The following is a 17,839-nucleotide window of genomic DNA, read 5'->3' on the forward strand; positions in this document are numbered from 1 at the left end:
CGATGGAAAGCCCGACCACCCCGCTCGCGCGTCAGCGCGCGCCGATGTCGGCCAGCAGCGCGGCTACCGTGCGGGCCATCACCGCGCGGGCCTGGTCCACGCCCAGCCCCAGCCCGTCGCGCAGCATCGACCAGGCGGGCCACATGCTCGCGGCCACCAGCGCGTGGACCACCTGCGCCCGGTGCGGGCCGGCCTGCTCCAGCTCGGCGGCGAAGAGGTGCTCGACCTCTTCGCGGACCCGCTCGATGTGCTTGAGGCGGTTGCGACGCAGCTGCCCCGAGACCGGCTCGCGCATCTGGGCGGCACGGGCGGACGGCGCGATGAGCTGGAGCAGCCGGGCCCGCTGCCGGCAGTACGCGTCGACCCGCCGGGCCAGCGGCAGCGCCGGCGAGATCGGCCGGTAGGCCGCGTCCTGCTGCCGGAGCAGCTCCGCGCCACTGGCCTCGAAGAGCGTCTCCATGTCCTTGAAGTTGGTCCAGAGCGTCCGCAGCGAGATGCCGGCCCGCTCGGCGATGCGCTCGCCGGTCGGCCGCAGGTCGCCCTCGGAGATGAGCGCCAGGTGCGCCTCGACGATCGCCGCCCGGGTGCGTTCGGCCCGGGCGGTCCGGCCGTCGACCCGGACCGGCGCCTCGGCACCGCCCATCGTCGCCCGCCTCCTCATCGCCGTCACGTCGCCCGCTCCGCCGCGCCGAGTCTAGCCACGGGCGACGCGCCGGCGGCCCGGCCCCGGCCCGGCGCGGTCATCCGGCGGGCCGGCCGGCGAGGCTGACCCCGCCGTCGCCCGTGACGAGGGCGACCCGGCCCGCGAGTCGCCCCAATTCTGCATTCACGATGCAGATAGTAGGAGGGCCACGGACCGTCGTCAACGACGGAACGTCGATGGACGCGTCACATTCCATTGACAGCCTCCCCTCCTAACCGCACCGTCGATGCAGATAGTTGGATCCCGGAGAGGACGCCGTCATGCCCGAAGCCGTCATCGTCGCCGCCGCCCGGTCGCCCATCGGGCGCGCGCACAAGGGCTCCCTGCGCGACCTGCGCGCCGACGACCTGGCCGCCACCGTCGTACGCGCCGCCCTCGACCAGGTGCCGGCGCTCGATCCGCGCGAGATCGACGACCTGATGCTCGGCTGCGGACAGCCGGCGGGCGAGCAGGGCCACAACCTCGCCCGGGTCGTCGGCACCCTGCTCGGGCTGGACCACCTGCCCGGCACGACCGTCAACCGCTACTGCTCGTCGTCGTTGCAGACCACCCGGATGGCCCTGCACGCCATCCGCGCGGGCGAGGGTCACGCCTTCCTCTCCGTCGGCGTCGAGTGCGTCTCCCGATACGACCGGGGCCGCGCCGACGGGCACCCCGGCACCACCAACCCCGCCTTCGCGCCGGCCCTGGCGCGTACGGCGAGCCGGGCGGCCGGCGAGCTGTCGGGCTGGCACGACCCGCGCGGGGACGGCGAGTTGCCGGACGTCTACGTCGCGATGGGGCAGACCGCCGAGAACGTGGCCCACCTGCGCGGGGTGTCCCGGCTGAGCCAGGACGAGTTCGCCGTACGGTCGCAACTGCTGGCCGAGAAGGCGATCGCCGACGGCTTCTGGGCCCGCGAGATCACCCCCGTCACGGTGCCCGGTGGGGCGGTGGTGACCGCCGACGACGGGCCGCGCGCCGGGGTGACCCTGGAGGCGGTGGCGGCGCTGCCGCCGGTGTTCCGGCCCGACGGCACGGTCACCGCCGGCAACTGCTGCCCGCTCAACGACGGCGCCGCCGCGCTCGTGGTGATGTCCGACGTACGGGCGCGGGAGCTGGGCGTCGCCCCGCTGGCCCGGATCGTCTCCACCGGCCTGAGCGCCCTCTCCCCCGAGATCATGGGGCTCGGGCCGGTGGAGGCGTCCCGGCAGGCGCTGCGGCGCGCCGGCATGTCCGTCGGGGACGTCGACCTCGTCGAGATCAACGAAGCGTTCGCGGCACAGGTGCTGCCCAGCGCCCGGGAACTGGGCGTCGACTGGGACCGGCTCAACGTCAACGGGGGCGCGATCGCGGTGGGTCACCCGTTCGGCATGACCGGCGCCCGGATCACCACCACGCTGATCAACTCACTGCGCTGGCACGACCGGGAGATCGGGCTGGAGACCATGTGCGTCGGCGGCGGCCAGGGCATGGCGATGGTGATCGAGCGGCTGAGCTGACCCCGACCGGGCGTGGCGGGCCGGGAAGCCGGCGCGCCACGCCACGGTCACCGGGCTCACCGCTGCGGGCCTGGTCGGAACCGCCCGGTGCGACCGGTTCAGGAGGCCGTCGGCACCCCGTTGGCCGGCGGCGCCACCGGCGCGGCGGTGTGTTCGCGTACCGGCCCGTCGCCCTCGTCCGTCTCGTACGTGGGCCCGAAGTAGGCCTGCGTCCCACCGCTGACCCGGGTCAGCCGCTGCCCGCCGTAGCCGGAGTGGTCGGTGTCGGAGTAGCGCAGCGGGGCCAGCCCCGGCCCCTGGTAGCCGCCCTTGGCGACGGCCTCGGTGACCGCCTCGCGGGTGAGGTCCTTGCCGGCGGCGAGGAGCACCTGCACGAAGAGGTAGCCGACCGCCATGCCGTAGACGGTGTTGCCGTCGAAGGGCGCGTCGCCGTTGTACTCCTTGTTCACCTTGGTGAAGAGCTGGATCCACGGGTCGGCGGCGTCGTTCTGCATCGGCAGGTAGTTGGCGCCGACCATGCCCTCCAGCAGCCCGGCGTTGGCGCCGAGCTGCTTGGCCAGCGTCGGGTGGTCGGCGCCGACGTTGGAGACCAGCCACTGCGGCTGGAACTTGAGCCGGGCGGCGGTGCCGACGGCCAGGGCGGTGAAGCCGGGCACGGTGGCGAGGATGACGACCTGGCAGCCGGCCGCCTTGAACGCGCCGATCTGGGGCGCCACGTTGGTGTTGCTGGTGACGTACGTCTGCTTCGCCGCCACCGCGCCGGCGCCGAGCACCTTCTCCACTCCGACGAGGCTGTCGCGGCCGAAGTCGTCGTCCTGGCCGAGGAAACAGACCTTGCGCCCCGGCAGGCTGGTCTTCACGTGGTGGGCCAGGATCTTGCCCTCCACCGTGTAGTCGGGGTTGAAGCCGAACGTGCCCGGATAGCGGTCGGGCTGGTCCCAGCTGCGGCTGCCGGAGGCGACGAAGAGGTCGGGCACCCGGTTGCTCTTGAGGAAGTCGAGCACGCCGGTGTGGGTCGGCGTGCCGAGCCCGTTGAGGATCGCGAAGACCTTGTCCTGCAGGACGAGCTGGCGGACCACCTGCTGGGTGTTCGCCGGGTTGTACCCGTCGTCCATGATCTTGTAGGTGATCTTGCGGCCGTGCACGCCGCCGTTGGCGTTGACGTGGTCGAAGTACGCCTTCGTGGCCGGGGCGATCTTGGAGTAGCCGGCGGAGGCGGGGCCGGTGAGCGGCATGTGCGTGCCGACCACGATCTCGGTGTCCGTGACGCCGGGGACCGTGCCCCCGCCGCCACCGTCGTCCCCGGTGCAGGCGGCGGAGGCGACGAGCAGGGTGATGGCGGTGGCGAGCGCGAATCCGCGCCGTGCCGTTCGTGTCATGTCAGACACCGACCTTTCCTCGGTCCGGTTGGTGGTGGGGTGGGTGTGGGCGGGTGCTCGGGTGGGACGGGTGCGGGCTGCCGGCGGGCCGGGACGGCTCAGGGCCGTCGTCGGCCCGGCCGGCGCGCGGAGGCGGCCCGGGCCAGCCGGGACAGCAGGCCCTGCACGCCGCCCGGAGCGGCGATCATGACGACGACGAGGGTGAGCCCGAAGATGGCCAGGGGCAGGTTGCCCTCGACCCGCTGCGCGAGCGCCGGCGACAGGGTGAGCTGCTCGGTGAGGGTGTGCGTCAGGTCGGGCAGGGCGACCAGCAGGACGGCACCCCACGCCGCGCCGGCGAGGCTGCCCAGGCCGCCGATGACGACCGCCATCAGCAGGAACAGCGACAGCGTCAGCGAGAACGCCCCGGGCGACACGCTCTGCGCCAGGACCGCGAGCAGTGCGCCGCCGAGCCCGGCGCCGGCCGCGCTGACCACGAAGGCGAGCACCTGGGTGCGGGCGACGTGGATGCCGGCGAGGCGGGCGGCGACCTCGTCGTCGCGGACCGCCCGGAAGGTGCGGCCGTACCGGCTGCGCACGAGGTTGGCCAGCAGCAGCAGGGCCAGCAGGGTGGCCGCCGCGGTGACCCAGAGCTGCCACCGCTCGTAGGGGAAGTAGGGGCCGAGGGCCACCGGCGGGGGCTCGACCGGCACCGCCAGGCCCTGCTCGCCGTTGAACACGCCGTCGAAGGTGACGGCCAGCGCCGGCACGACGACCGCGACGGCCAGGGTGACGCCGGCCAGGTAGGGCCCGCGCAGCCGGGCGGCGGCCACCCCCACCACGGCGCCCACCGCGAGGGCGGCCAGGACGGCCGCGCCCAGCGACACCGGGAGCAGCCAGCCGCCGGTCATCCCGGCGTCGGCGAACGCGTTCTGGCACAGGGCCACGGTGTACGCGCCGGTGGCCATCAGCGCCCCGTGCCCCAGCGAGAGCTGCCCGTTGAGCCCGGTGAGGACGGTCAGCCCGGCGGTGGCGCACAGGTAGGCGGCCACGGTGGCGAGCTGGAAGTTGCGGAACGGCTCCAGCCCGTAGCTCGCGGCCAACACCAGCAGCGCGGCGACGGCCGCGAGGCCGAGGTGGCGCAGCAGGGTCGAGCCGCGGCGGGGCTCGACGGGGCCGGCGCGGTCGACCCGCGCCTTCGTGCCCGGCGGGGTCGCCGCCCGGGTGGCGCTCACACCCGCCTCGCCGCGACCGGGGCGAACAGCCCACCGGGCCGGACCAGCAGCACCGCCAGCAGCAGCACCAGCACCGCGAGCGGGGTGAGGTCGCTGCCGGCGTAGCCGCTGACGTAGGACAGCAGCAGACCGACCGCGAGGCCGCCGACCACCGCCCCGGGTGGACTGTCCAGCCCACCCACCACGGCGGCGGTGAACGCCGAGACGAAGACCAGATCCATCGCGTGCGGGTGCAGGCCCAGCTCGGTGGGGATGACCAGCATGCCGGCCAGTGCGCCGACCCCGGAGGCCAGGGCCCAGCCGAGGGTGAGCATGCCGCCCACGTTCACCCCGAGCAGGCGGGACACCTCGGGGGCGAACGCCGCCGCGCGCATCCGCAGGCCCACCGCCGTACGGGTGAAGGTCCAGGCGAGCCCCACGACCACCACCGCGACCGCCGCGAAGACGAACAGGTCGTACGGCGACAGGACGGCGACGCCGCCCACGGTCAGCGGATTGCGGGAGAAGGGCGTGCCGGCGGGCAGGAACTCGCTGCCGTACACCATGCCGAGGACGGCCTGGATCAGCAGCACCAGCCCGAGCGCGACGATCACCGGGTTGAGCGGTGACGCGTGGTCGACGAACCGCATGACGACCAGGTCCACCGCCGCGCCGAGCAGCAGCCCGGCGGCAAGCGCGGCCAGGAACCCCAGCCAGTAGGAGCCGGTCGCGGCGGAGACGCTGTACGCCACGTACGCGGTCGCGACGGCCATCGCGCCCTGGGCGAAGTTGACGATCCGGGCCGCCCGCCAGATGAGCACCAGCGCCAGGGCGAACGCGGCGAGGACCGCGCCCCTGGACAGTCCGTCGAGGGTGAGGAAGACGAAGCGGTCCAACGGTCCTCCCTTGCGGGGACGAGGGGTTCAGAAACCGAGGTAGGCGTGCCGTAGGTCGGCGTCGTCGCGCAGCCGCGCGGCCGGGGCGGTGGTGACGACGCGGCCCAGGGACATCACCACACCCTCGTCGGCGATCGAGAGGGCGCTGCGTACGTTCTGCTCGACCAGCAGCACGGTCAGCCCGGTGTCGTCGCGCAGCCGGCGCAGCAGTGCCATGGTCTGGGCGACCACGCGCGGCGCCAGGCCGAGCGACGGCTCGTCGAGCAGCAGCAGGCGGGGCCGGCCGACCAGCGCCCGGCCGAGGGCGAGCATCTGCCGTTCGCCGCCGGAGAGCTGGTGCCCGTGATGTCGTCGCCGTCGGGCCAGCGGCGCGAAGAGCTGGTAGACCTCGTCGAGGGCGCGGGCGGCGTCGGCCCGGTCGCGCCGCCACAGCCCGCCGAGGCGCAGGTTCTCGTCGACCGTCAGCTCGCCGACCACCCCGCGTCCCTCCGGCACGTGGGCCATGCCGCGGCGTACGAGCTGCTCCACCGCGACGCCGCGCAGGTCCTCCCCGGCCAGGACGACCCGGCCGGCGGCCGGGCGCAGCATGCCGGAGAGCGCGCGCAGCAGGGTGGTCTTGCCGGCCCCGTTGGCGCCGACGACCGCCGCGATGGCGCCCTTCGGCACGGTGAGGTCGATGCCGTGCAGCACCGGCGCGCCGCCGTAGCCGGCCGTCAGGCCGCGTACCTCGAGCAGGGCCTCGCCGCTCATGCCGCGGCCTCGTCGACGGCGGCGCCGAGGTAGGCGTCGGCGACCGCCGGGTCGTCGCGTATCTCGTCGGGGGTGCCGGCGGCGATCACCCGGCCGAAGTCGAGCACCACGATCTCGTCGCAGACGGACATCACGAGGTCCATGTGGTGCTCGACCAGCAGCACCGCGCAGGGATCGGCCTCGCGCCGGGGCAGCCCCCGGACCAGCTCCGCCAGCTCGGCGATGTCGTCGGCGCCCAGGCCCCCGGCGGGTTCGTCGAGCAGGAGCAGCCGGGGCCGCGCGGCCAGCGCGCGGGCCAGGGCGACCCGCTGGCGTACGGCGAAGGGCAGCGTGCCCGGCACGGCGTCGGCGTGCCCGGCGATGCCCAGGGTGTCGAGGACGTCGAGGGCGTGCCGGCGCAGCCGGCGCTCGTCGCGGTCGCTGCGGGGCAGGCCCAGCAGGGCGGCGAGGAAACCGGCGCGGGCCGTGTGGGTGGCCCCGGTCATCACGTTCTCCAGCACGGTGAGCCCGGCGAAGAGCCCGGTGCCCTGCAACGTGCGGGCGACGCCGAGGCGGGTCAGCCGGTGCGGGCGCGGGCGCAGCGGCCGGCCGTCGAGGGTCAGCGTCCCGTCGTCCGGCGCGACGAAGCCGCAGACCACGTTGAACAGCGTGGTCTTGCCGGCGCCGTTGGGGCCGATCACGCCGACCACCCGGCCGGGCGGCACCCGCAGCGAGACGTCGTCGAGGGCGGTGAGGCCGCCGAAGCGGACCCCGATGTGGTGCAGTGCGAGCCCTTGCTCCATCACCCGTCCCCCGGCAGCCGCCAGTATTTACACTGGGAGTGTACGTTTCTGACGTGGGCCGTCAATACCTTCGATGCCCTGGCCGCGCACGCTCGTCGGTCGCCGCCCGAACTGGGCGGCGACCGACGGTTTCTGCACCGGCCGGGCAACCACGCGTCGCGGGGCGACCGCCGACGGCGACCGCCCCGCACCGCGTCAGGCGCTCGGGCAGGTGTTGCGATATTCCTGGATGGCCGAGCCGCTCGGGCCCGGGCAGAGGAACTGCTCGTAGCGGGTGTCGTCGTCGACGAACCGCTTCAACCAGGCCACCGCCTGGCGGGCGGTGGGCGTGTTGACCGTCTGCGGGAAGAAGTGGCTCGCCCCGTTGAGCTCCAGGTACGCCTTCTCCGACGAGGCCGGGATGCTGGTGTAGAACGGCTCCGAGTGCGACGAGACCGGCGCGATGCTGTCGCTCTCCCCGCCGACGATCAGGGTCGGCACCCGGACGTCGGACCAGGTCTTGTCCAGGTTCCACGGCGCCAGCGGCACGGCGGCCTGCAACGACGGCCGGGCGACCGCCGCCTCCAGGCTGCCGCCGCCACCCATCGAGTGGCCGGACACGGCGAGCCGACTGGCGTCGATCCGGCCCCGCACCGAGCTGCGCTGCGTCAGGTAGTCGAGCGCGGCGAGCAACTGCCGGCCACGGCTGTCGGGCTGGTCGAAGCGGCTGTTGGTCTCGATGCCGATCACCACGAAGCCGTGCGAGGCGATCCGCGGCCCGAGCCAGTCGATGCTGGACCAGGCCGCCGTGTAGCCGGGCGAGATGGCGACGGCACCGAAGGTGCCCTCGGCGGTGCTGGTCGGATAGTAGATGACGCCCCCGCCGAAGCCGGTCACGCTCCACGACGAGACGCTCAGCGACGCGGTGGCGAAGGGGCCACGGCTGGCCTCCAGCAGGGCGACGGTCGGGGCCGGACCGCGCTCGTACGGGTTGGCGGCGGCCTGGGCGGCCGGCGGCGCGGCGAGCGCGCCCGCCGTGGCGAGGACGGCGGCCACGGCCAGCCCGGCGAGCCGGAAGGCGGGACGGGGACGGACGGTGATGGTTGGCGATGACACGTCGGGCACTCCCTACGGGACGGGGCATATCGACGTGCATCAGTCTTAGGGGGTGCCGGCGGCGGCGCATCGGCGAAATCACCAGTCCCCGGAAGGCGAAGGCCCGCTGCGACGGATGCGGCCGGTCGCCGGATTGCCGATACTGTGGCCCACTTCTGCGGAAAAGCACATCCGCGCCCGGGCGCCTGCCCAGGGACGCGGGAGAGGAGACACCATGAGCGACACCGCTGCGAAGTCCCGAGCGGTCGGCTCCACCGTCCGGCTGCTGTCCGTCCTGGTCATCGTCGCCGGCCTGGTCATGCTGATCGGCGGGGCCGCCACCTGGTTCACCGTGCAGAGCCAACTGGCCGACGAACGCATCACCGTCTCCGCCGACGCGGACTGGTTCGCCGGCGAGAAGATCGACGGCCCGCTGACCGCGTACGCGGAGGCCGAGGTCATCGAGAAGCACTCGCTGGAGGCCAGCGGCGGCAAGACGTACGCCGAACTCGGCCGGGAGGATCCCACCCGGCAGACCGTCATGAACGGCTCGTTCCTGCGCGCCTCCCTGTTCACCTCGGTCGTCTCCTTCGGGGTCGCCGCCCTGGCGATGGGCCTCGGGGTGGTCCTCGCCCTGATCGGGTACTCCCTGCTCACCCTGTCCCGCCGGCTCGACGCCCTCCCCGCGCAGGCCTCCACCACCTCCTGATCCGTACCGGCGGCCCGGCCACGCCCCGTACGGCGTGGCCGGGCCGCCGCGTGGTCGGGCCGTGTCGGGGCGGGTGCGGCCGTCGGTTAGGGTCGGCACCGCCCCCTCCGGCCGCGCCGGACGACCCCTGCCCCGCGGAGGCGCCCTGATGACCGAGATTGGCGGCGCCACGAGGGTGTACGCGCTGCTCGGCGACCCGATCGCCCAGGTGCGCGCCCCCGGGCTGCTCAACCCGGTGCTGGCCCGGCGCGGCACCGACGCGGTGCTCGTCCCGGTCCACGCGCCGCCGGCCGACCTCACCCAGGTGGTGCGGGGTCTGCAACGGGTGGCCAACCTGGACGGGATGCTCGTCACCGTGCCGCACAAGGCCGCCGCGCTCGACCTCGCCGACCGCGCCAGCGACCGCGCCCGCCTCGCGGGCAGCGCCAACGCGCTGCGGCGCGAGCCCGACGGGACGTGGACCGCCGACACCTTCGACGGCGACGGGTTCGTCCGCGGGCTGGCCGGGGCCGGGCACCACCCCCGGGGCCGCCGGGCGTGCGTGGTGGGCGCGGGCGGGGCGGGCAGCGCCATCGCGGTGGCCCTGCTCGACGCCGGCGTGGCGCACCTGCACCTCAGCGACACCGACCCGGACCGGCTGGAGACGCTGTGGCGGCGGCTGTCCGCCGCGTACCCCGGCCGGGTCGGCGCGACGGCGCGACCGCGACTGGCCGACGCCGACCTCGCGGTCAACGCCACGCCCCTGGGGCTGCGCCCCGACGACCCGCCACCGTTCGCGGTGGCGGAGCTGCCGGCGCACGCCGTGGTCGCCGACATCATCATGACGCCGGCGGAGACGCTCCTGCTGGCCCAGGCGCGGGCGCGGGGGCTGCGGGCGCATCCGGGCGAGCCGATGCTCGCCCACCAGATCGACGCCTACCTGGACTTCTTCGGGCTGTGACCGGCCGCCGGTCCGCGCCGGGAACCCGGGCGGCTCCCGGCGACCGCCGCCCGGTTCCGGCCGGCGTCCGCGCCGCCCGCCGGCCGGCCGGCTCACTGATCATCCTGTCGGCCGGACCTGTTACCGTCGCGCCGCCGCTGCACCAGTCGGACCGGAGGTAGGCGTGATCAGCTCGCACGTGTCGTCGTTCGTCGGATTACCGGTAGTGCCCTTCACCCCGGGGATGAGCCTTCCCGACGATCCCTCGGCGGTCGCCTGGCGGTTGGAGGTCGAGGAGCACGACGCGGAGCCCGAGGAGTTCGCCGGTCTCGTACGGGCGCTGCGGGAGCAGGTGCCGCCCGACGCCGTACGCGCCCTGGTGATCGGTGAGTGGGGCGAGGCCTACGAGCGGCCGCTGCCGGTCGAGACGCTGGTCGAGGCCGCCGGGGAGTGGACCGGGCTGCGGGCGGTCTTCCTCGCCGACCTGACCTACGAGCAGTGCGAGATCTCCTGGCTCACCCACGGCGACATCACCCCGCTGCTCGCGGCGTACCCGTCGCTGGGGGTGCTCTGGGTGCGCGGCGCGCAGGGCCTGCGGCTGGAGCCGGTCCGCCACGCCGAGCTGCGCGAACTGCGCTTCGAGTCGGGCGGGTTGCCGGCCGGGGTGGTCCGCGCCGTCGGGGCGTGCGAGCTGCCGGCCCTGCACCGGCTGGACCTGTGGCTCGGCCGCAGGGACTACGGCGGCGACGCGAGCGCCGAGGACCTGGCGGGGGTGCTCTCCGGTGCCGGCCTGCCCGCCCTGCGGCACCTCGGGCTCTGCAACGCGGAGATCGCCGACGCCGTTGCGGCGGCCGTCGCGACCGCACCGGTCGTCCCCCGGTTGGAGGCGCTCGACCTGTCGATGGGGACGCTGACCGACGAGGGCGCGAAGGCGCTGCTGGCCGGGCAGCCGCTGACCCATTTGACGCGGCTCGACCTGGAGCACCACTTCCTCTCCGAGGAGATGGCCGCAGCGGTGGCCGCCGCCCTGCCGGGCGTGCGGGTGGACCTCTCCGACCCGCAGGTCGCCGAGGACTTCGACGGCACGCTGCACCGCTACACGGCCGTCGGGGAGTGAGCGGCGATGACCTTCGGCTCCCACGCGCGCCACTTCGCCGGCCGTCCGGTGGTGGACGTCCCCGCCGACGGGCCGCTGCCCACGGTGGACGGCCCGGTCTCGTGGCGGATCGCCCACTGGCACTTCGACGACGAGACCACGGAGAACGCGCTCTCGGAGGAGTTCCGCGACGCGTTCGACCGGTTCGTCGCGCAGGCCGGGCCGTCCGTGGAGTCCCTGGTCGTCGGCTCCTGGGGCTACGCGGCGTTCCACCGCGCCCCGGTCGCGCAACTCTGCGCGGCGGCGTCGCGCCTGCCCGCCCTGCGCGCCCTGTTCCTCGGTGACATCACCGGCGAGGAGTGCGAGGTCTCCTGGATGAGGGTGGGCGACGTCAGCGCGCTGCTGACGGCGTACCCGGCGCTGGAGGTGCTGCGGGTGCGCGGCGGCGAGGACTTCGACTTCTCCCCGGTACGGCACGCGCGGCTGCGCGAGCTGGCGGTGGAGAGCGGCGGGCTGTCCCGGGCGTTCGTCGGCGCGGTGCTCGACTCCGACCTGCCCGCGCTGACCGACCTGGAGCTGTGGCTCGGCACCTCCGACTACGGCGGCGACACGCAGGTCACCGACCTCGCCCCGCTGCTGGCCGGGGAACGGTTCCCGCAGCTGCGCCGGCTCGGCCTGCGCAACTCGGAGATCGCCGACGACCTCGCCCGGGCGCTGGCGTCGGCGCCGGTGGTGCCCCGGCTGCGACGGCTGGACCTGTCGATGGGCACCCTCGGCGACGAGGGCGCGGCGGCCCTGCTGGCCGGGCAGCCGCTGACCCACCTGGCGGAGCTGGACCTGTCCCACCACTACCTGACGGAGGAGACCGCCGCGTCGCTGGTCGCCGCGCTGCCGGGCGTCGCGGTGGACGTCTCCGACCCGCAGGAGCCCGAGGAGTACGACGGCGAGAGCTACCGCTACACGGCGGTGTCGGAGTGACATGCGCCTGACCGTCGTCGGCAACCCCGGCAACCGCCGGGTCGACCTGTTCACCCGGGCGGTCCTCGCCGCCGGCCTGCCCCGGCCGCAGGTGCTGCCCTGGGCCGACGTGCTGACCGGCGCGGCGCCGCCCGAGGCCGGCGCGGTGGTGCGGATCGACTCGCCCGGGGAGGACGCCGAGGTGGACCGGCTGCTGCGCCGGTCCGCCTCGCCGGCGCGGCACGGCGAGCTGATCGGCCTGGCCGACACGTACGCCGGGCTGCTGCGGGGCCTGGACCGGGTCGCCGCCGGCGGCGCGGAACTGCTCAACGATCCGGCGGACGTCGCGGTGCTGTGCGACAAGCGGCGCTGCCACGCCCGGCTGTCGGCCGCCGGGGTGCCGGTGCCGGCCGCGCTGCCCCCGGTGCACGGGTGGGCGCAGCTGCGCTCGGCGATGGCGGCGGCCCGCTGGAGCCGCGTGTTCGTCAAGCCCGCACACGGCTCGTCGGCCGCCGGGGTCGTCGCGCTGGCCGTGGCCAGGCAGCGGGTGCAGGCGGTCACCACGATCGAGGCGACCCCGGACGGGCTGTTCAACTCGCTGCGCCCGCGCCGCTACACCGACGAGACCGAGGTCGCCGCCATCGTCGACCGGATCGCCGCCGACGGCCTGCACGTGGAGCGGTGGCTGCCCAAGGCGGGGCTCGGCGACCGGGTGGTCGACCTGCGGGTGGTGGCGGTCGCCGGGCGGCCCACCCACGCCGTGGTGCGCGCCGCCCGGGGGCCGCTGACCAACCTGCACCTGGGCAACGCGCGCGGGGACCTCGCCGAGCTGCGCGCGGCGGCCGGGCCGGCGGCGTGGGCGGCGGCGATGGAGACGTGCGAGCGGGTGGCCCGGTGCTTCCCCCGCACCCTCCAGGTCGGCATCGACCTGATGTTTTTGCTCGGCTGGCGGCGCCACGCGGTGGCCGAGGTCAACGCCTTCGGCGACCTGCTGCCGGGGGTCCTCACCGACGGCCGGGACACCTACGCCGAGCAGGTGCGCGCCCTGACCGACGGCCGGTGGGACCGCTGGGGGGCCGCGGCCGGGCCGTCGCGCGGGGACGCGACGGGGCGGGAGGTGCTCGCGTGCGCAGTCTGATCGGCAGCCACGACCTGCTCCTGCTCACCCTCGACACGCTGCGCCACGACGTCGCCGCCGACCTGGCCGCGCGGGGGCGCACGCCGCACCTGGCGCGGGTGCTGCCCGGCGGGCGGTGGGAGCGCCGGCACTCCCCCGCCAGCTTCACCTACGCCGCGCACCACGCGTTCTTCGCCGGCTTCCTGCCCACCCCGGTCACCCCGGGCCGGCACGAGCGGCTCTACGCGGCGGCGTTCCCCGGCAGCGAGACGGCCGGCGCCGACACCTGGGTCTTCGACGCCCCCGACCTGCCCACGGCGCTCGCCGACGTCGGCTACCACACGCTCTGTGTGGGCGGCGTCGGGTTCTTCAACCGGCGCAGCCCGCTCGGGGCGGTGCTGCCGGGCCTGTTCGCCGAGGCGCACTGGGAGCCCGGGTTCGGGGTCACCTCCCCCACCTGCCTGGACGCGCAGCTCGACCGGCTGGCCGAGGTGCTGCCGCGCGTGCCGGCGCGGCAGCCGCTGTTCACGTTCCTCAACGTCGCCGCCCTGCACCAGCCCAACCGGCACCACCTGCCCGGGGCCCAGGTCGACGACCTGGCCAGCCACGCCGCCGCCCTGGAGTACGTCGACGGCCGGATCGACCGGCTCTTCGCCCTGCTCACCGGGCGGGGCCGGCCGGTGTTCGCGATCGTCTGCTCCGACCACGGCACCGCGTACGGCGAGGACGGCCACACCGGCCACCGGATCGGCCACGACGTGGTGTGGACGGTCCCGTACGCCCACTTCGTCCTGCGACCGGGGGAATGGTGACCAGCACCGACACGGGCCTCGACGGCTCGCCGTACCAGCAGTACCTGTACGCGTACCCGCACAAGACCTCCTACCGGCCGCTGCGCCCGCGCCCGCTGCTGGCGGACGTGTGGCGGGCCGAGGCGCGCGAGGCGCTCTTCCTCTACGTGCACCTGCCGTTCTGCGAGATGCGCTGCGGGTTCTGCAACCTGTTCACCCGCGCCAACGCGCCCGCCGAGCAGGTGACGGCGTACCTGCGGCAGCTGCGCCGGCAGGCCGGCCGGGTCGCCGACGCGCTGGGCGACGACGCCGGCTACGCCCGCGCGGCGCTGGGCGGTGGCACCCCCACCTACCTGACCGCCGACGAGTTGACCGAGCTGTTCGCCGTCGCCACCGCGATGGGGGCCCGGCTGCCGGGCGTACCGCTGTCGGTGGAGACCTCGCCGGCGACCGCGACGCCGGAGCGGCTCGCGGTGCTCGCCGCGCACGGCACCACCCGGGTGAGCATCGGTGTGCAGAGCTTCCTCGACGCCGAGGCCCGGGCCGCCGGCCGCCCGCAGCGGCGCGCGGAGGTGGAGGCGGCCCTGGCGGCGATCCGCGACGCCCGCATCCCCGTGCTCAACATCGACCTGATCTACGGCATCGACGGGCAGAACGCCGACACCTGGCGGCAGAGCCTCGACGCGGCCCTGGCGTGGCGCCCGGAGGAGCTGTACCTCTACCCGCTGTACGTGCGCCCGCTGACCGGGCTCGGGCGGCGGGCGCACGCCCGCGCGGACTGGGACGCCCAGCGCCTCGCCCTCTACGAGCAGGCCGTGGCGACGCTCGGCGCGGCCGGCTACCGGCAGGAGTCGATGCGCCAGTTCCGCCGGGCCGACGCGCCCACCCCCGACGGGCCGGACTACTGCTGCCAGGACGACGGCATGGTGGGCCTGGGCTGCGGCGCCCGCTCCTACACCACGTCCCTGCACTACTCGTTCGACTACGCGGTCGGGGTGTCGCAGGTGCGCGCGGTGCTCGACGACTACCTGGCCCGCCCGGCCGACGACTTCCGCTTCGCCGAGTTCGGGTTCGCCCTCGACGGCGCGGAGCAGCGCCGCCGGTGGCTGCTCAAGTCGCTGCTGCGCGCCGAGGGGGTCGACGCGGCGGCCTACCGGGCCCGCTTCGGCGCGCTTCCGGGCAACGACTTCCCCGAGCTGGGCCGGCTGGCCGAGCGCGGCTGGGCCGGCGACGGCGGGCTGCGGCTGACGCCGGCCGGGCTGGCCCGCTCCGACGCGATCGGCCCGTGGCTGACCTCGGCCCGGGTCCGCGACGCGATGACCGGGTACGTGCCGAGGTGAACCTGGCGATCCTCTACCGGGGGCCCCTGGCGAGCTGCAACTACGACTGCCCGTACTGCCCGTTCGCCAAGCGGCGGGACCCGCCGGAGCTGCTGCGCGCCGACCGGGCGGCGCTCGCGCGGTTCGCCGGCTGGGTGGCGACCACCGGCGACGTGCGGCTGTCGGTGCTGTTCACCCCGTGGGGCGAGGGGCTGACCCGCCGCTGGTACCGCGACGCGATGGTGTCGCTGTCGCACCTGCCGCACGTCGAGCGGGTGGTCATCCAGACCAACCTCGCCGCCCGGGTGGACTGGCTGGCCGACGCGGACCCGCGCGCCGTCGCCCTGTGGAGCACCTACCACCCCGGCCAGGTCGACCGGGACCGCTTCCTGAGCCGGTGCACCCGGCTGACCGAGCTGGGTGTGCGCTACTCGGTGGGGGTGGTCGGCCTGCCGGAGCACCTCGCCGAGGCGCGGGCGCTGCGGGCCGCCCTGCCCGCCGAGGTCTACCTGTGGGTCAACGCCGCCGAGGGCCGACGCTACGACGCCGCCGAGGAGGCGACGTGGACGGAGCTGGATCCGTTGTTCGGCTACAGCGCGCGCCCGCACGTGTCGCTCGACCGGCCGTGCCACGCGGGCGAGACGGCGATCTCGGTGCGCGGCGACGGCACGGTGCGCCGCTGCCACTTCATCGACGAGCCGATCGGCAACCTCTACGACGGGTCGTGGCGGGCGGCCCTGCGGCCCCGGCCGTGCGGCAACGCGGTCTGCGACTGCCACATCGGGTACGTCCACCTCAAGCCGCTCGGCCTGCGCGACGTCTTCGCCGGCGGGGTGCTGGAGCGCATCCCGGCGGCCTGGCCGCCCGTACGCCGGCCGGTGCCGCTCGCCGCGCCGGGACGCCGGCCGCCGGCGGTCCCCGCGCCGGGGTCCCTGCCGGCCTGACGGCGGTCGGCGGGGCGGAACGGATCGACCGGCGGGCGGGGGCGGCCCGGCGCGGCCGCACCGCCCCCGATCGGGTGGCTCAGTGCGCGCCGGGCAGGACGGCAGCCGCCTCCTCCTTGGCCCGCCGCTCATCACCGCTGAGGGTGTGCAGCGGCTTCTCCCGGATGAACAGCACCACCACCAGGGCCAGCACCGCGAAGGGGGTGGCCACCAGGAACAGCTCGCCGGTGGCGGTCCCGTACACGTCCTGGATGATCCTCAGCACCGGCTCGGGCAGGGCCGACAGGTCGGGCACCTCGGTGGAGCCCTCCCCGCCCGGGGCGCCGCCGGCCAGCGGGCCGAGCTTCTCCGCGCTCAGCGTGGCGACCCGGTTCGCCAGCACCGCGCCGAGCGCGCTGACGCCGATCGTGCCGCCCATGCTGCGGAAGAAGGTGAGCACGGAGGTGGCCGCGCCCAACTCGTGCGCCGGCACGTCGTTCTGCGCCGCGAGCACCAGGTTCTGCATGAGCATGCCGACGCCGACGCCGAGCACCGCCATGTAGACGCTGAGCAGCACGACGCTGGTCCCGGCGTCGATGGTGGCCAGCAGCAGCATGCCGACGACCATCACGGCGGCGCCGGTCACCAGGTAACGCTTCCAGCGGCCGTACTTGGTGATGAGCTGGCCGGCCACCGTCGACGAGACCAGCAGGCCCAGGATCATCGGCAGGCTCATCAGCCCCGCCACCGTCGGCGACTTGCCCAGCGAGAGCTGGAAGTACTGGGACAGGAACACGGTGCCGCCGAACATCGCCACGCCGACCAGGATGCTGGCGACGGTGGTCAGCGAGACCGTCCGGTTGCGGAAGATGCCCAGCGGCACGATCGGCTCCGCCGCCCGCGACTCCACCCAGACGGCCAGCGCCAGCAGGGCGAGGCCGCCACCGACCATGAGCGCCGTCCAGCCCGAGGCCCAGGCGAACTTGTTGCCGGCCAACGACGACCAGACCAGGACGGTGGAGACACCTGCGGTGATGAGCAGCGCGCCGAGCCAGTCGATCTTCACCTTGCGGCGGGTCACCGGCAGGTGCAGGGTGCGCTGGAGCAGGAAGATGGAGAGCAGGGAGAACGGGACGCCGATCAGGAAGCACCAGCGCCAGCCGAGCCAGGAGGTGTCCACCAGCACGCCGCCGATCAGCGGGCCGGCGATGGTGCCGACACCGAACACGGCACCGAAGATGCCGGCGTAGCGGCCCAGCTCGCGGGGCGGGATCATGGCCGCCATCACGATGGTGGCCAGGGCGGTCATGCCGCCGGCGCCGACGCCCTGGACGACCCGGCTGGCCAGCAGCACCTCGACGTTCGGGGTCAGGCCGGCGATCAGCGAGCCGATCACGAAGAGGCCGAGGGAGAGCTGGATCAGCAGCTTCTTGCTGTAGAGGTCGGCCATCTTGCCCCACAGCGGCACGGTCGCCGTCATGGCCAGCAGTTCGGTGGTGACGATCCAGGTGTAGACGGTCTGGGTGCCGTTGAGGTCGGCGATGATGCGCGGCAGCGCGTTCGCCACGACCGTGGAGGCGAGGATCGACACGAACATGCCGACCATCAGGCCCGAGAGTGCCTGGAGCACCTCGCGGCGGGACATGCGGCCGGCGCCGACCTTGGCGGTCTCGGCGGGCACGGTGGCGGTCATTGACCTTCCTTACCGGGTACGGGTTCACGGCCTCCCGGGCACCTTCCCGGAAGGGGC

17 protein-coding genes are annotated in these 17,839 nt (G+C 74.8%); 9 read left to right on the forward strand and 8 right to left on the reverse strand.

What is annotated here, in order from left to right; translation table 11 throughout:
* Nucleotides 1–31: 31 nt before the first annotated feature.
* On the reverse strand, nucleotides 32–643 hold the full coding sequence (locus CLT72_RS09120) for a TetR/AcrR family transcriptional regulator (RefSeq protein WP_101410792.1): 612 nt from the start codon (nucleotides 641–643) through the stop codon (nucleotides 32–34).
* Between the two features lie 320 nt (nucleotides 644–963).
* On the opposite strand from CLT72_RS09120, the gene CLT72_RS09125 reads away from it, so the two are divergent.
* The gene (locus tag CLT72_RS09125) at nucleotides 964–2,184 is read left to right on the forward strand and encodes an acetyl-CoA C-acetyltransferase (RefSeq protein ID WP_101410794.1); all 1,221 of its coding nucleotides are present in this window, start codon (nucleotides 964–966) and stop codon (nucleotides 2,182–2,184) included.
* 98 nt (nucleotides 2,185–2,282) lie between these two features.
* On the opposite strand, the gene CLT72_RS09130 is transcribed toward CLT72_RS09125, so the two are convergent.
* From CLT72_RS09130 to CLT72_RS09155, 6 genes are all read right to left on the reverse strand, one after another.
* Complete coding sequence (locus CLT72_RS09130; RefSeq protein ID WP_101410796.1) at nucleotides 2,283–3,563, reverse strand: ABC transporter substrate-binding protein; 1,281 nt, start codon at nucleotides 3,561–3,563, stop codon at nucleotides 2,283–2,285.
* Between the two features lie 98 nt (nucleotides 3,564–3,661).
* Nucleotides 3,662–4,777: a branched-chain amino acid ABC transporter permease gene (locus CLT72_RS09135; RefSeq protein WP_101410798.1), complete on the reverse strand. Its 1,116-nt coding sequence runs from the start codon at nucleotides 4,775–4,777 to the stop codon at nucleotides 3,662–3,664.
* Nucleotides 4,774–5,652, reverse strand: a complete 879-nt coding sequence (locus tag CLT72_RS09140; protein WP_088999793.1) for a branched-chain amino acid ABC transporter permease — start codon at nucleotides 5,650–5,652, stop codon at nucleotides 4,774–4,776. Before CLT72_RS09140 ends, CLT72_RS09135 begins: the two co-directional genes overlap by 4 nt.
* A 27-nt stretch (nucleotides 5,653–5,679) precedes the next feature.
* Nucleotides 5,680–6,402, reverse strand: coding sequence for an ABC transporter ATP-binding protein (locus tag CLT72_RS09145; protein ID WP_101410800.1), 723 nt, complete (start codon nucleotides 6,400–6,402; stop codon nucleotides 5,680–5,682).
* On the reverse strand, nucleotides 6,399–7,184 hold the full coding sequence (locus CLT72_RS09150; RefSeq protein WP_101410802.1) for an ABC transporter ATP-binding protein: 786 nt from the start codon (nucleotides 7,182–7,184) through the stop codon (nucleotides 6,399–6,401). The genes CLT72_RS09145 and CLT72_RS09150 overlap by 4 nt, the downstream gene beginning before the upstream one ends.
* A 195-nt stretch (nucleotides 7,185–7,379) precedes the next feature.
* Complete coding sequence (locus tag CLT72_RS09155; protein ID WP_101415048.1) at nucleotides 7,380–8,279, reverse strand: alpha/beta hydrolase family protein; 900 nt, start codon at nucleotides 8,277–8,279, stop codon at nucleotides 7,380–7,382.
* 214 nt (nucleotides 8,280–8,493) lie between these two features.
* Between CLT72_RS09155 and CLT72_RS09160 the strand changes: the two genes are divergently transcribed.
* From CLT72_RS09160 to CLT72_RS09195, 8 genes are all read left to right on the forward strand, one after another.
* Nucleotides 8,494–8,967, forward strand: coding sequence for an aromatic ring-opening dioxygenase LigA (locus CLT72_RS09160; RefSeq protein ID WP_101410804.1), 474 nt, complete (start codon nucleotides 8,494–8,496; stop codon nucleotides 8,965–8,967).
* A 148-nt stretch (nucleotides 8,968–9,115) separates the two neighbouring features.
* Nucleotides 9,116–9,907: a shikimate dehydrogenase family protein gene (locus CLT72_RS09165; protein ID WP_101410806.1), complete on the forward strand. Its 792-nt coding sequence runs from the start codon at nucleotides 9,116–9,118 to the stop codon at nucleotides 9,905–9,907.
* Between the two features lie 223 nt (nucleotides 9,908–10,130).
* The gene (locus CLT72_RS09170; protein ID WP_250102441.1) at nucleotides 10,131–11,003 is read left to right on the forward strand and encodes an STM4015 family protein; all 873 of its coding nucleotides are present in this window, start codon (nucleotides 10,131–10,133) and stop codon (nucleotides 11,001–11,003) included.
* Between the two features lie 6 nt (nucleotides 11,004–11,009).
* Entirely contained in the window at nucleotides 11,010–11,960 is a 951-nt protein-coding gene (locus CLT72_RS09175) for an STM4015 family protein (protein WP_101410810.1), read from the forward strand.
* A 1-nt stretch (nucleotide 11,961) separates the two neighbouring features.
* Nucleotides 11,962–13,077, forward strand: coding sequence for an STM4014 family protein (locus tag CLT72_RS09180; RefSeq protein ID WP_101410812.1), 1,116 nt, complete (start codon nucleotides 11,962–11,964; stop codon nucleotides 13,075–13,077).
* Nucleotides 13,065–13,868 carry an STM4013/SEN3800 family hydrolase gene (locus CLT72_RS09185; RefSeq protein WP_101410814.1) on the forward strand — a complete coding sequence of 268 codons (804 nt, stop codon included), beginning with the start codon at nucleotides 13,065–13,067 and terminating at the stop codon, nucleotides 13,866–13,868. Before CLT72_RS09180 ends, CLT72_RS09185 begins: the two co-directional genes overlap by 13 nt.
* Complete coding sequence (locus CLT72_RS09190; RefSeq protein WP_358168478.1) at nucleotides 13,865–15,187, forward strand: STM4012 family radical SAM protein; 1,323 nt, start codon at nucleotides 13,865–13,867, stop codon at nucleotides 15,185–15,187. Before CLT72_RS09185 ends, CLT72_RS09190 begins: the two co-directional genes overlap by 4 nt.
* Nucleotides 15,184–16,110, forward strand: coding sequence for an STM4011 family radical SAM protein (locus tag CLT72_RS09195; protein WP_101415049.1), 927 nt, complete (start codon nucleotides 15,184–15,186; stop codon nucleotides 16,108–16,110). Before CLT72_RS09190 ends, CLT72_RS09195 begins: the two co-directional genes overlap by 4 nt.
* Before the next feature lie 79 nt (nucleotides 16,111–16,189).
* Here the strand turns inward: CLT72_RS09195 and CLT72_RS09200 are convergent, their stop codons facing one another.
* A complete protein-coding gene (locus CLT72_RS09200; protein WP_101410818.1) occupies nucleotides 16,190–17,782 on the reverse strand; it encodes an MDR family MFS transporter in 1,593 nt (530 codons plus the stop codon).
* Between the last annotated feature and the right edge of the window lie 57 nt (nucleotides 17,783–17,839).

This window comes from Micromonospora sp. CNZ309 (assembly GCF_002846525.1).

Excerpts from the sequence above, each read along its gene's own strand:
- CLT72_RS09120 (WP_101410792.1), bottom strand. The coding sequence starts at position 643 with ATGGGCGGTGCCGAGGCGCCGGTCCGGGTCGACGGCCGGACCGCCCGG.
- CLT72_RS09125 (WP_101410794.1), top strand. The coding sequence starts at position 964 with ATGCCCGAAGCCGTCATCGTCGCCGCCGCCCGGTCGCCCATCGGGCGC.
- CLT72_RS09130 (WP_101410796.1), bottom strand. The coding sequence starts at position 3,563 with ATGACACGAACGGCACGGCGCGGATTCGCGCTCGCCACCGCCATCACC.
- CLT72_RS09145 (WP_101410800.1), bottom strand. The coding sequence starts at position 6,402 with ATGAGCGGCGAGGCCCTGCTCGAGGTACGCGGCCTGACGGCCGGCTAC.
- CLT72_RS09150 (WP_101410802.1), bottom strand. The coding sequence starts at position 7,184 with ATGGAGCAAGGGCTCGCACTGCACCACATCGGGGTCCGCTTCGGCGGC.
- CLT72_RS09160 (WP_101410804.1), top strand. The coding sequence starts at position 8,494 with ATGAGCGACACCGCTGCGAAGTCCCGAGCGGTCGGCTCCACCGTCCGG.
- CLT72_RS09165 (WP_101410806.1), top strand. The coding sequence starts at position 9,116 with ATGACCGAGATTGGCGGCGCCACGAGGGTGTACGCGCTGCTCGGCGAC.
- CLT72_RS09170 (WP_250102441.1), top strand. The coding sequence starts at position 10,131 with ATGAGCCTTCCCGACGATCCCTCGGCGGTCGCCTGGCGGTTGGAGGTC.
- CLT72_RS09175 (WP_101410810.1), top strand. The coding sequence starts at position 11,010 with ATGACCTTCGGCTCCCACGCGCGCCACTTCGCCGGCCGTCCGGTGGTG.
- CLT72_RS09180 (WP_101410812.1), top strand. The coding sequence starts at position 11,962 with ATGCGCCTGACCGTCGTCGGCAACCCCGGCAACCGCCGGGTCGACCTG.
- CLT72_RS09200 (WP_101410818.1), bottom strand. The coding sequence starts at position 17,782 with ATGACCGCCACCGTGCCCGCCGAGACCGCCAAGGTCGGCGCCGGCCGC.